Source organism: Escherichia sp. WS33 (assembly GCF_046486385.1).
Taxonomy (GTDB): domain Bacteria; phylum Pseudomonadota; class Gammaproteobacteria; order Enterobacterales; family Enterobacteriaceae; genus ECMA0423.
In genome coordinates this window covers 277,489-289,527 of record NZ_JBJQLJ010000002.1, presented here as the reverse complement: position 1 = coordinate 289,527, position 12,039 = coordinate 277,489, and the positions used below count along the sequence as shown (strand labels likewise).

Here is a 12,039-nt window from a genome sequence, read left to right as displayed (position 1 = left end):
TAACAAATGGACGTGATCTGGTTCGCCATCCATTTAAACCAGTTCAGCTTCAAAATCAGCACATACATTTGAAAAGTAAGTGCGTAGTTTTTCTGTCGCGTCATAGTCAAAAATCTGACGTCGGTATTTGGTGACAAAGACCAGGTGAACATGCATCAGGAAAACACAATGCCTTCCACGCCGGATATCGGTTTCTTTATTCATAGACCAAAGTATCATTTGGCCTGTGAAACGACTATAAGCATTTAAATTCCAGTTAAGACCCGGTGGTCAACAGGAGCGTGAAATGAGGCGCTTCGCAGGCGCATGTCGTTTCGTTTTCAATCGTGCTCTGGCACGTCAGAATGAGAATCATGAGGCCGGTAATAAATACATCCCTTACGGGAAAATGGCTTCCTGGCTGGTTGAGTGGAAAAACGCCACTGAAACGCAATGGCTTAAAGATTCGCCCTCACAGCCATTGCAACAGTCACTGAAAGACCTTGAGCGGGCTTACAAAAACTTCTTCCGGAAGCGGGCTGCTTTTCCCCGATTCAAAAAGCGGGGACAGAATGATGCATTCCGCTACCCGCAGGGCGTAAAGCTCGATCAGGAAAACAGCCGTATTTTTCTGCCGAAACTGGGCTGGATGCGCTACCGGAATAGCCGTCAGGTCACGGGTGTTGTGAAAAATGTCACGGTCAGCCAGTCCTGCGGTAAGTGGTACATCAGTATTCAGACAGAAAGTGAAGTATCCACTCCGGTTCACCCTTCAGCATCAATGATCGGGCTGGATGCTGGCGTGGCTAAACTCGCCACGCTGTCAGATGGCACAGTCTTTGGGCCTGTAAACAGTTTTCAGAAAAACCAGAAGACGCTGGCGAGACTTCAGCGACAGTTAAGCCGCAAGGTCAAATTCAGCAATAACTGGCAGAAGCAGAAACGCAAAATACAGCGACTGCATTCCCGTATCGCAAATATCCGCAGGGACTACCTTCATAAAGTCACAACGACCGTCAGCAAAAACCACGCAATGATAGTCATTGAGGATTTGAAGGTCAGCAACATGTCAAAGTCAGCAGCGGGTACGGTCAGCCAGCCGGGGCGCAATGTCCGGGCAAAATCAGGTTTAAACCGTTCGATACTGGATCAGGGCTGGTATGAAATGCGCCGCCAGCTTGAGTACAAGCAGCTCTGGAGTGGCGGTCAGGTGCTTGCTGTTCCGCCAGCGTACACAAGCCAGCGTTGCGCGTGCTGTGGTCATACAGCGAAAGAAAATCGCCTGTCACAAAGTCAATTCAGATGCCAGGTATGTGGATATACAGCGAACGCCGATGTAAACGGCGCTCGTAACATTTTAGCGGCGGGGCACGCCGTTCTTGCCTGTGGAGAGATGGTGCAGTCAGGCCGCTCGTTGAAGCAGGAACCCACCGAAATGATTCAGGCGACAGCCTGAACGTAGCAGGGATCCTCGTCATTCAGGGCGTGGAGGATGTCAAGACACGGAAAACGAACATGATGTTTGTGGTTGGTAATTATCACCGATCGTTGATGGCGCAATTTCTGCGCCATCGCAAAAAAATCCTCCGTGATGCTCGTCACAAATCTTGCCCTCCCGATGTTGTGCTATGCTTTTTATCAGCGACTAACCCGCTAATGCAAAACAGATAAGTGAGGAAACAATGGGCATTCTGTCATGGATTATTTTTGGGCTTATTGCCGGTATTCTGGCGAAGTGGATCATGCCAGGTAAAGATGGTGGTGGATTCTTTATGACTATCCTGCTGGGGATAGTCGGTGCCGTAGTTGGCGGATGGATCAGCACGCTGTTTGGCTTTGGTAAAGTCGATGGCTTCAATTTTGGCAGCTTCGTGGTTGCCGTTATTGGTGCGATTGTCGTGCTATTTATCTACAGGAAGATTAAAAGTTAACGCTTAAATTGCACAAAGGCTGCACACAGGCAGCCTTTGCTATTTTTTAGAGGTGACGTTACCACCATCCCAGCTCAGTGCCGAGTACGACAATAATCGCCACACCCATCATAATAATCGTTGTTTTTTTCATCTTTATGCTCCCGGGGCAGCATAGCCGCCAATAAAAAACCATGCTAAAAATACGACCGCTGTAATAAAGATTACAACCGGAAAAATAATACCGATTCGCATGTTATCACCAATCAAAAGGATGTGAATACGCCTCAGGAATGTGGCGCTGAATGCGCGACAAAAGGTGTTTTCTGTTTGTGTTTTTTCTCCTGATACATCACGATATCGGCAGCATGCAGGGCACTGTCTGCATCGGTCGTTTCAGGATCGACTTCTACAATGCCAAGACTGGCACCAGGATAATACAAATCAACATCACCTAAGTGATATTCTCCACGTATTTGCTGTTGAATACGTTCTCGCAGCGACGAAATATCCGCATTCTCGTTATTTAGTGAAACAACCAAAAACTCATCACCGCCGAGACGACCAATAACTTCGCCATTTTGCTGGAGCGTATTAAGGCGCTCGCCAACCTGAATGAGAAACAGATCGCCACTATTATGACCAAAACGATCATTGATTAATTTGAAGTTATCCAGATCGATAAACGCGATCATTATCTTATGGTTAAGATGCCGGGCGAGAGAAAACAGCGTCGTCAGATTTTCAAAAATCGCCCGCCGATTCGGTAGCCCGGTTAACGAGTCGGTATACGATTGCGCAATCAGCGCGGCATTGGCTTCGCGCAGCTGTTCAACCAGTGCCTCTTTTTGAATATATTGTGCAATCAGTCCAGCGAATAACTGTAAAACCTGTTCCGCGCGTTCACTCCACTGGCGCTTCTCACTGCTGGCGGCGCAAAGCGTGCCATAGAATGATCCATCCGGTAAGTGAATTGGCGTGCTCAGAAATGTGGTGATGCCAAGATTGCGTGCCGCAATACAGTCGCCCCAACGGTCAGGGACTTCATCGCTGAAAAAGCAGTTTTCATCAATGGCGCGTTTGCATAACGAGTAATCCCACGAGACGGTAAAATTCTCCGGGATGTGCATTTTCTGGCTGTTACGGGCAAACATAATATGCTGCAGGCGCGCTTCGACATCCACTTTGGTCAGGTAGGTTGATTCCATATCAGTGACCATTTCCAGCATCTCCAGAAGCTGTCGGACCAGACTTTCTAGTGACTGTTCTTTGGCAAGGGATTGCGAGACGCGGGCGATAATCTGATCTGACACGAAACAACTCCAGGATACGGCGGGTAAATGCTGATTATTTAATCTTTGCAGGCATGATAAAACATCATCAACAAAGATGAAACAAGACGTAATATGTTTTGAGTGAATGTAATAAAAATAGTGCTGCAAAACAAAACGATACCGCGATACTCTAAGCGTAGATAAATGTGTGAGATCAATAAATGAAAATTATCAGTTTTGCTTTGCCTTGCTTGCTGGTCCTGGCTGGTTGTTCAACCTCTTCTCAGCCAGAAGCACCTAAACCGCCGCAGATTGGTATGGCAAATCCGGCGTCGGTCTATTGCCAGCAGAAGGGCGGGACGCTCATTCCAGTGCAGACAGCGCAAGGGGTCAGCAACAATTGCAAATTACCGGGCGGTGAAACGATTGATGAATGGGCATTGTGGCGACGGGACCATCCGGCTGGTGAAAAATAACCGCCGGATGCTGTACTAAAATCACAAGCTACGTAGCCAGTCGGCCAGCACCAGCGCATGGTTCTGCGTGGTGTTTTTTGCTGCGTAGAGCAGGGTCAGCGGCTGTTTTTTGGCGATGTCCGCCAGCCGCTTTCCTTCTTGCTCGTGTTGCGCCAGTTCTGCAAGATATTGCTCGCGAAAGGTTGCAAAATCGACGACTTCGCCGTGAAAGGCTTTGCGCAGTTCCGTTGACGGCGTGATTTCTTTATCCCACTCATCAAGGGCTAAATCGGTTTTTTTGATACCGCGCGGCCAGAGGCGGTCGACCAGTACGCGATAACCATCGCTCTGTTCAGCCGGATCATAAACGCGTTTGCACTGAATATTCATCGTGTTTGTTCTCCCTTTCACGCATGATTTGTCACGTCACTATAGCACCGGATATTAGCGAATTTCTTTGTCTCCCCCGGCGCAAAGTCCGAAAATCGCCATCAGTAGTGAAAGTATGGCAACACCCATCAGTGGTACGGACCAGTCACCGTTAGCATCGTGTATTTTACCCATCAGCGGCGGCCCACAGGCTGCCAGCAAATACCCGACGGATTGTGCCATCCCCGAGAGTGCCGCCGCCTGATGCGCAGAACTTGCCCGAAGACCAATGAACGTCAACCCCAGTATCATTGTTGCGCCGGAACCAAAACCGAAAAGCAGAGTCCAGGTGATCGCGTGCGCTGGCATAAAGCAGAGCCCAACAGCGCCCACTGCGCACATCAAGGCAACGAACGCTGCAATACCACGCTGATCTTTCACATGATGTAAGAAAAGAGGGATCAGCAAACCGGGAGCTGCTGTGGCTAGTTGCAGCAAACCATGCAGTGAACCCGCCTGTGCTTCGCTATAGCCGCGACTGATGAGGATCGCCGGAAGCCAGCCAATAATCACGTAATAGACCAGTGAGTTGATCCCAAGAAACAATGTGACCTGCCAGGCAAGCGGCGAACGCCAGATACCCCGAGTATGTAAGGCGCGCGAGGTACTCAAATTTGCATGTTGTTGGCTTCGCCACTGTGGCAGCCATAAAAAAAGAGCCAGCAGAGGAAAACACATCAGCATGAACAACGCGCCTTGCCAGCCAAAACCGTTCAAAGCCAGCGGCACGACCATAGCCGATCCCAGTGCCGCTGCAGCTCCCATTGTCAGGGAATATGCGCCGGTAAGTCTGGCGACGGAATGAGGGAAATCGCGTTTAATTAATCCTGGCAGTAAGACATTGCCTAATGCAATCCCACCGCCAATGACCGCTGTACCGCCAAATAATAAGTAAGGCGAAGGGAGAGAACGAATTGCGATACCTGCACAGATCAAAAGTAACGCGGCAAACAGGCTACGTTCCATACCAAAACGTCGCGCCACCGGGGCAGCCAAAGGTGAGATTAGCGCAAAGGCCAATAATGGCAGGGTGGTTAATAAGCCGGTTTGCGCTGTCGTCAGCGAGTAAGCGGAACGAATCGTATCCAGTAACGGCGCTGCGCCGGTAAAGGTGACGCGTAATGTTGTGGCAATCATCAGAATGCCAGCGATAAGGACAATCCTGTTTTTGCCGCTTAATGAAGTTGAACAGGTCATATGCTTCTCATTGTTACAAACGAGGCTGTACCTTACCGTTTTTATTGTTATGTTGAATCAAGCTAAAATGACAAATTATCGCTAAATTCGGACAAAATGATGCACAGGTTGAATCTCAATGGCTATGAACCCGACCGACACCATGAAGCCGCGGTCGCATTTTGTATTCACGCCGGAACGGATGAGTTAACCAGTCCTGTACATCAGCACCGCAAAGGACAGCTGATACTAGCATTACATGGTGCAATTACCTGTACGGTGGAAAATGCTTTGTGGATGGTGCCGCCGCAATATGCGGTTTGGATACCGGGCGGGGTGGAACATAGCAATCAAGTGACAGCTAACGCTGAACTCTGTTTTCTGTTTATCGAACCCAGCGCAGTGACAATGCCGACAACATGTTGCACATTGAAAATATCGCCCTTATGCCGGGAATTGATTTTAACCCTGGCAAACAGGACGACGACTCAGCGTGCTGAGCCGATGACCCGCAGATTAATTCAGGTCCTGTTTGATGAACTCCCTCAGCAGCCACAACAACAGCTGCACCTGCCCGTTTCTTCTCATCCTAAAATCCGCACGATGGTGGAGATGATGGCGAAAGGGCCCGTCGAGTGGGGGTCATTAGGGCAATGGGCTGGCTTTTTTGCGATGAGTGAACGCAATCTTGCCCGACTGATAGTAAAAGAGACGGGGTTGAGTTTTCGCCAGTGGCGTCAGCAGTTACAGCTGATTATGGCACTTCAGGGATTAGTGAAAGGCGATACTGTACAGAAAGTTGCTCATACGCTGGGGTATGATTCAACAACGGCCTTTATTACTATGTTTAAGAAAGGCCTGGGGCAAACGCCAGGCCGATATATTGCGGGATTAACTACTGTTTCCCCACAATCAGCGAAACCAGACCCGCGGCAATAAGCGGGCCGACCGGTACGCCGCGAAACAGCGCCACGCCTAAAACAGTGCCTACCAGCAGCCCGGCGACCAGTTGCGGCTGGCTGCCCATTAAGGTCACGCCGCGCCCACCCAGCCAGGAGACAATAACGCCTACTGCAATTGCCACCAGCGATTTCCAGTTCAGAAACGAGTGAATCAAGGTTGAGGGCGGTAGCGTCCCGCTGGCGATGGGGGCCATAACGCCAATCGTCAGAATGATTATCCCGATACTTAGCCCCTGTTTTTCAATCCACGGGAAAAAGGTGCTTAACGGTGTGACGCGGACAATGATCAACACCAGAATTGAAACGGCGACAGTGGTGTTATGACTGATAAAGCCCAGCGCAGCTAACCCGAGCAGGATCAGCAAAGTGACATCAAACATCGTGGTTTCCTTGCCAAAAAATAATAAGCCTGCTTACTTTACGCTTGCTGCAGGAAGGAAGTAGAAAATCTTTACGTTTTTTGCATAAAAAATCAGGCGAACTGTCATCAAACTGCCATTTGTGCACGCTAACAATAACGTGAAAACAGCTATCTCCCGGGGGCATGCTATGAACGATCAAATGTTCGTCGAGACACTGATTATCACGTCATCGTTTTTTGCCATTGCTGTTGTGCTGGTTTTGTCCGTTCTGCTTATTGAACGGACAGGCTAGTTACGCAGTGCGGCGGAAATTGAGCAGTTCTGGTTGCGCAATGCGCAAATAATCCGTGGTTTTCAAAATAACGGATTTATCCAGCATCCCTGCATTGAAGGCGATTTCATCAAATCGTTCGAAGAGTAGAGGGTCGGCAACCAGTTTGAGTTTTGGATGGAAGCTGAAAGGGGGGATCGCGCCGAAGACACAGCCTGTGAGTTCATCGACTTCCGCCGGGCTGGCCAACGAAGCGCGTAATCCGCCTATATGGCTGGCGAGTTGGCTCAGATCGGCCTGTTGATCGGCAGCGAGGATCGCCAGAACATGTTGATTTACGCCATTGCCTTTGACTTTACATACCAGTGCCTTAGCTCCCTGGCCTAAAGCGGTGCCACGAATTTCTGACACCGCTTCACATTTACCTACCGCTTCATGGGTAACGACGCGGAAGTTAGCACCTTCTTGTGATAATAAAGCGATTAACCGCTGATGCGTCACGCTTCCTTTAGCCATTTCAGTCATTTCACGCTCCTGAGATTACAAGCAAACAACCACAGAAGGTTATCATGAACGGCTGTTTTTGTTCTGCTTATTGACATATAAACGCTCATCGGAAGCTTTATACGCATCATGTAACGTATCGTTTTCTTTCATCGCGTAAATACCGGAAGAGAAGCCGATCTCTTTCTGCGGCGCGATATGTTGCAGACGTTTTTCGATACGTTCAGGCAGTTGTGCTGCAATTTGCGGCGTCGAATCGACAAGAATGATGCAGAATTCATCGCCACCGAGTCGGATGGCATAATCACTTTTACGAATCGATTGTTTAATCGCCTGAGCTAACAACGTAATCGCTAAATCCCCTTCCTGATGACCGAGGGTGTCATTTATTAGCTTTAACTTGTCCATGTCAATTGCAATAAACATCACCGAAGAACCGGATTGCACCAGTTTCTGCAACCGCTGCTCCAGTTCAGGGGTTAAAATTTTGCGATTATACAGTCCAGTCATCGCATCACTAATATTTTCTCGCGACACATTTTGGTATAAGCGGAAGTGCATCCGCACCATATTCAGCAAAATTAACGCCGTCAAAATCCAGAACAGAACGCTTTTCCACGAAGACGTGATAAAGTAAAGAATATCAATGGATAACGAGACACGAATGCCGCCCGGTAAGTCATGGACGTAACTGACATACTGGAACAGATTATCTTCGCTCTGGTTGATGATAATGTCGCGCCCCGAATCGGTATCGGTTAGCGTGACATTGAGAAAACGCCAGAGGAGAGGGCGGTCATGAGTGTAAAAGATATTCCGCAAATTGTTTTTGTTAATATCCAGCAGCACAATCCCTTTTAGCTGCCCTGCGACATATACCGGCGTCAGCAAACTCATCACGTTCTGTTTAGTACGCTGATCCTGGTAAATGCTCGACAATACGGTACGCCCGGTAAATACCTTTTCAATATCTTTGCGATCGATGCCAATACTTCCTGACTGCAGGAAGGACCAGTTATTCATCGCAAAGTATTCAACATTAACCGGCTCATAAAAATAGACATAGCGGTCATTGAGATCGAGATAATAGTGAAATTTCTCTTCGGCCATCCCAAGACCTGAACCGTAATCATCCTGGTGGCGGTTGCCTTCCACTGCCTGATCAAAAGCGGGTAATAGTGCTGCAGCTTCCACAATTGTGTCGCAGTCAGTGGATGCGGTTTGTAGTGTGCCGCGTAAGCCCGGGTATTTATGGGCAGTCAGGTTTAAGCCATGGGTATTATTGGCAGACTCAAAAGCCTCGCAGATGGCGCGCCGCTGTTCTGGCGACACTTCCGACTGCTCAGCAGCGAGAGCGCGCATCACATGCGCGGCAATACTCTGATTCTGATACTTATCATAAAGAAAGGAGGAGTCTGCTTTCTGCACGATATAGCGCAGATAGGCACTCATTGCTCTGTCGCTGGCGACAAGTTCAAAAATAAGGAAGGAAGATGTCAGCACAATGACACTTGCGGCGATAAAATGCCGGAGCATTCTATGGTGCAATTTCATGATAAATGGCACTCCTTCGGTTAGTGAAACGAGAAAACCAGATAAAGTTCGATTGCGGCCTGGCACAGGGGCGCTAATTATACTCATCTCTGCGCCGTTGGGGAGGGGAAATTTAGGGGTAATAGTAATAAATTGTATGCAAAAGCCACGCAAAAAGCATGGCTCTGAATATTTTTGCACTTAAATATGATGAATAATCACTTTGTTGCCCCCCTCGCTTTTCGCTTCGCGTAAGGCTTTATCTGCTTCCGTCATGACAAGCGAGATATTACGCGTGTCACCCGTTGAAAAAACCGTGCCAATACTGATGGTCATTTGTTCAGGAACATCATATCTGTTACTAAAGCCGGTCAGGAGTTCGACATTTTTACGCATACGTTCCGCAATGATTTTTGCCTGGGCACTATTGAGTTCGGTAAATAGCAAGCCAAACACCTCACCCTCCAGTCGCGCTAAAATATCATCAGGGCGGATGCTTTGCTGGATAATATCGACAATTGAAACCAGCACTTTATCACCCACACGATGTCCCCATTGGGCATTGATGCGTTTGAACTGATTAATATCAACCAGCATGACACAGAAGTCCTTAACAACAGGTCGCGACAATAATGACTCTACGCTGTTGAAAAAGTAGCGCCGATTATAAATATTGGTCAGCACATCATGAACTGCCAGTTTGCTGGAGAGTTGCAGTTCCTGAAAAATGTTATAAATCAGAAAAGACACAACAAACAGTTTACTGGAAACTTCAATCCCGCGACTGATATACCAGATGGTGTAATTATACTCATCCAGAGTCAGTAGAAGTAAGTTGCAGCATAGCGATGCCAGACATAATAATGCTATTAACGGCCATAGTTCGCTGGCTAATCGTGTACGCATGATAATAAAGAACAGTAAAAATGCCCACAGACAAACCAATATTTTTGTATAGTTGATTCCCCAGGTCGCAGTATGGTTGTCCGGACAGTAGTCGACGACATACAAAGAATAGTCAGCGTTATAACTGCTCAGATTGTGTGCCAGAAGGGGAAAAACTAAAAAAGGAATCAGCGCCAGCAACAGGATTCCCGTTTTTTTCTTATTGTTGTCAAGGATGTTGTCTTTTCCATAACAAAAGAGTGCCAGCGAGGTTAAACAAATAAAACTGAGTTGGCGGAAAATATAGAAAATAGAAACATCATTCGACTTTGTCTGGATCAGTGTACTGCCGTTAATTGGTTTATGGATAATTACAATGGTTTCAACTAAATAGATAAGGCCACTTAAAAATGCAAGGCTTAAAATGAGTGTTGGTAAAATTTGTTTGTTAGTGAAATATTTCATTAACATGAAAAGAAAAATGACGGCGTTAAGGAAAAACAAAGCCACAACAACCATCAGGTAATTCATCTGTGGGATGAGTTTTACATTTGTGTTTTCGTTATATAATGTGGTGATGCAAAATAAAATTAACGTCAGCAATAAACTGAAAATAAAAAAGCTTTGAGCTTTTAATTTTTGTGTACCCATAGAAACCATAAAAAGGAGAGCAATGTGAGTGCTGGATTTTATTGATGGCAGAGATATATAGTTTTGACCAGGATCAATTTTCGTTAACGATAAAAAATATTTAAAGAATAACCCCATGGAAATACGTGTTGACTGAATCATTTTTCCGAATGATTGTTTTCTGGAACTAAATTATGTAAAGGTTATGCTGTCATATTTAAAGCGATTGTAAGCTAATGTATGTAATAAATGAGATAATTTACAGTAAGCTAAAAATCAGCCAGGCGATAATGACCTGGCTGATAGTTTTAGTCTTTAGCTGTTGCATTTTGTTTATGAAACAGTTCACGGAACACCGGATAAATATCATCCTGGTCGCGGATGTGCTGCATCGCAAAGTTGTCGAAAGTAGATTGCAGATGCTCATATTCTCGCCACAATGTCTGATGTGCACGACGGGTAATTTCGATATAGCTGTAATAACGAACAACAGGTAATAATTTTTTCGCCAGGATTTCATGGCAAAGCGGAGAGTCATCGGCCCAGTTATCGCCGTCCGATGCTTGTGCAGCGTAAATATTCCACTGTGCCGGGTTATAACGCTCTTTCACTACCTCATCCATCAGTTTCAGGGCGCTGGAAACAATGGTGCCGCCTGTTTCCTGCGAGTAGAAAAACTCATGTTCATCGACTTCTTTCGCCTGGGTATGATGGCGGATGTATACGACTTCCACGTTCTTATACGTTCTGCTGAGGAACAGATACAGCAGAATATAAAAACGCTTAGCCATATCTTTAGTGGATTGATCCATTGAACCGGAAACGTCCATCAGGCAAAACATCACTGCCTGGCTGGAGGGATCGGGCCGCTTCTCGTAGTTCTTGTAACGTAAATCGAAGGTGTCAATAAAAGGGACGCGTTCAATTTTGGCACGTAATTCTGCAATTTCTTTGCGCAGACGTTCCTCTTCCAGCAGCTGCGCAGGTTCACTGTTGCTGATGATGGCCAAATTCTCTTCCAGTGCATGAAGTTCCCGCCGCTTGCCTGCCGTCATGGCTGTGCGTCGCGCCAGTGAGTTCTGCAAGGAACGCACAACGCTGATATTGGCCGGAACGCCGTTAGCAGTATAACCCGCCCGATGCGTTTTATATTCGGTCAGCTGGCGTTGTTGGTTTTGTTTCAGATTCGGTAAGGCCAAATCTTCAAAGAGCAAATCAAGATACTCATCTTTCGAAATCTGAAAGACAAATTCATCCTGACCTTCACCATCCTGGCTGGCCTGGCCCTGACCACTGCCGGAACCTCCGCCGCCACCCTGGGGACGTTCAATTCGGTCGTTCTGGACGAAATGGTCATTGCCCGGATGCACGCGGTGGCGCAGACCGCCACGCCCCTGATGAAACATCGGTTCGCTAATATCTTCCGTGGGAATGGATACGGATTCGCCGCTGTCGACGTCAGTCACCGAACGCTTATTAATGGCCTCGGAGATCGACTGTTTAATTTGCGCTTTATAACGGCGTAAAAAACGCTGGCGATTCACCATGCTTTTGTTTTTGCCGTTCAGACGCCGGTCAATAAACCAGGTCATATGCCCCCCGTACTACATTTGCCAACTGTATGCTACGCCTGTGTTGCCGCTTCTCAGGCCCACGGTTCGCTGTCGTT

14 protein-coding genes and 2 pseudogenes are annotated in these 12,039 nt (G+C 47.3%); 5 read left to right on the top strand and 11 right to left on the bottom strand.

Translation table 11 applies throughout. The annotated features are described in order from the left end of the window. Window positions 1-36: 36 nt before the first annotated feature. Window positions 37-219 (bottom strand): annotated as a pseudogene (locus ACJHXA_RS03490) (IS200/IS605 family transposase); the annotation flags it as partial. Window positions 220-241: 22 nt separating this feature from the next. On the opposite strand from ACJHXA_RS03490, the pseudogene ACJHXA_RS03485 reads away from it, so the two are divergent. Both ACJHXA_RS03485 and ACJHXA_RS03480 read left to right on the top strand, forming a co-directional pair. Next, a pseudogene (locus tag ACJHXA_RS03485) lies at window positions 242-1,435 on the top strand (RNA-guided endonuclease InsQ/TnpB family protein); the annotation flags it as partial. A 226-nt stretch (window positions 1,436-1,661) separates the two neighbouring features. Next, window positions 1,662-1,910: a GlsB/YeaQ/YmgE family stress response membrane protein gene (locus ACJHXA_RS03480; protein ID WP_000512153.1), complete on the top strand. Its 249-nt coding sequence runs from the start codon at window positions 1,662-1,664 to the stop codon at window positions 1,908-1,910. 58 nt (window positions 1,911-1,968) lie between these two features. Here ACJHXA_RS03480 and yoaJ read toward each other — a convergent pair whose 3' ends face one another. The 3 genes from yoaJ to dgcP are packed head-to-tail and all read right to left on the bottom strand — an operon-like array spanning window position 1,969 to window position 3,202. Beyond that, window positions 1,969-2,043: a protein YoaJ gene (gene yoaJ / locus ACJHXA_RS03475; protein WP_001386836.1), complete on the bottom strand. Its 75-nt coding sequence runs from the start codon at window positions 2,041-2,043 to the stop codon at window positions 1,969-1,971. Between the two features lie 2 nt (window positions 2,044-2,045). Next, window positions 2,046-2,144, bottom strand: a complete 99-nt coding sequence (locus ACJHXA_RS03470) for a YoaK family small membrane protein (protein ID WP_001219350.1) — start codon at window positions 2,142-2,144, stop codon at window positions 2,046-2,048. Between the two features lie 32 nt (window positions 2,145-2,176). Further along, window positions 2,177-3,202, bottom strand: a complete 1,026-nt coding sequence (gene dgcP, locus ACJHXA_RS03465; RefSeq protein WP_001317139.1) for a diguanylate cyclase DgcP — start codon at window positions 3,200-3,202, stop codon at window positions 2,177-2,179. A 182-nt stretch (window positions 3,203-3,384) separates the two neighbouring features. On the opposite strand from dgcP, the gene yoaF reads away from it, so the two are divergent. Continuing rightward, window positions 3,385-3,639, top strand: a complete 255-nt coding sequence (gene yoaF / locus ACJHXA_RS03460) for a DUF333 domain-containing lipoprotein YoaF (protein WP_000691903.1) — start codon at window positions 3,385-3,387, stop codon at window positions 3,637-3,639. A gap of 21 nt (window positions 3,640-3,660) precedes the next feature. On the opposite strand, the gene ACJHXA_RS03455 is transcribed toward yoaF, so the two are convergent. Together ACJHXA_RS03455 and nimT are read right to left on the bottom strand one after the other, a co-directional pair. Beyond that, complete coding sequence (locus tag ACJHXA_RS03455) at window positions 3,661-4,008, bottom strand: DUF488 domain-containing protein (RefSeq protein ID WP_001297652.1); 348 nt, start codon at window positions 4,006-4,008, stop codon at window positions 3,661-3,663. 54 nt (window positions 4,009-4,062) lie between these two features. Beyond that, on the bottom strand, window positions 4,063-5,244 hold the full coding sequence (nimT, locus tag ACJHXA_RS03450; RefSeq protein WP_000128476.1) for a 2-nitroimidazole transporter: 1,182 nt from the start codon (window positions 5,242-5,244) through the stop codon (window positions 4,063-4,065). Window positions 5,245-5,340: 96 nt separating this feature from the next. Between nimT and nimR the strand changes: the two genes are divergently transcribed. Then, on the top strand, window positions 5,341-6,162 hold the full coding sequence (gene nimR / locus ACJHXA_RS03445; protein ID WP_000972250.1) for a DNA-binding transcriptional regulator NimR: 822 nt from the start codon (window positions 5,341-5,343) through the stop codon (window positions 6,160-6,162). Here the strand turns inward: nimR and ACJHXA_RS03440 are convergent. After that, on the bottom strand, window positions 6,119-6,565 hold the full coding sequence (locus ACJHXA_RS03440) for a DUF441 domain-containing protein (protein ID WP_000460707.1): 447 nt from the start codon (window positions 6,563-6,565) through the stop codon (window positions 6,119-6,121). The genes nimR and ACJHXA_RS03440 overlap by 44 nt on opposite strands. A gap of 169 nt (window positions 6,566-6,734) precedes the next feature. Between ACJHXA_RS03440 and yoaI the strand changes: the two genes are divergently transcribed. Further along, window positions 6,735-6,839: a small membrane protein YoaI gene (gene yoaI, locus ACJHXA_RS03435; protein ID WP_000999630.1), complete on the top strand. Its 105-nt coding sequence runs from the start codon at window positions 6,735-6,737 to the stop codon at window positions 6,837-6,839. Here the strand turns inward: yoaI and yeaK are convergent, their stop codons facing one another. The 4 genes from yeaK to ACJHXA_RS03415 form a co-directional block, all read right to left on the bottom strand. Beyond that, window positions 6,840-7,343, bottom strand: a complete 504-nt coding sequence (gene yeaK / locus ACJHXA_RS03430; RefSeq protein ID WP_000138052.1) for a mischarged aminoacyl-tRNA deacylase — start codon at window positions 7,341-7,343, stop codon at window positions 6,840-6,842. 42 nt (window positions 7,344-7,385) lie between these two features. Then, complete coding sequence (gene dgcJ / locus ACJHXA_RS03425; RefSeq protein WP_001295489.1) at window positions 7,386-8,876, bottom strand: diguanylate cyclase DgcJ; 1,491 nt, start codon at window positions 8,874-8,876, stop codon at window positions 7,386-7,388. Between the two features lie 180 nt (window positions 8,877-9,056). Next, window positions 9,057-10,532 carry a GGDEF domain-containing protein gene (locus ACJHXA_RS03420; RefSeq protein ID WP_000616433.1) on the bottom strand — a complete coding sequence of 492 codons (1,476 nt, stop codon included), beginning with the start codon at window positions 10,530-10,532 and terminating at the stop codon, window positions 9,057-9,059. Window positions 10,533-10,678: 146 nt separating this feature from the next. Beyond that, window positions 10,679-11,962, bottom strand: a complete 1,284-nt coding sequence (locus tag ACJHXA_RS03415; RefSeq protein ID WP_000219686.1) for a YeaH/YhbH family protein — start codon at window positions 11,960-11,962, stop codon at window positions 10,679-10,681. Window positions 11,963-12,039 lie beyond the last annotated feature (77 nt).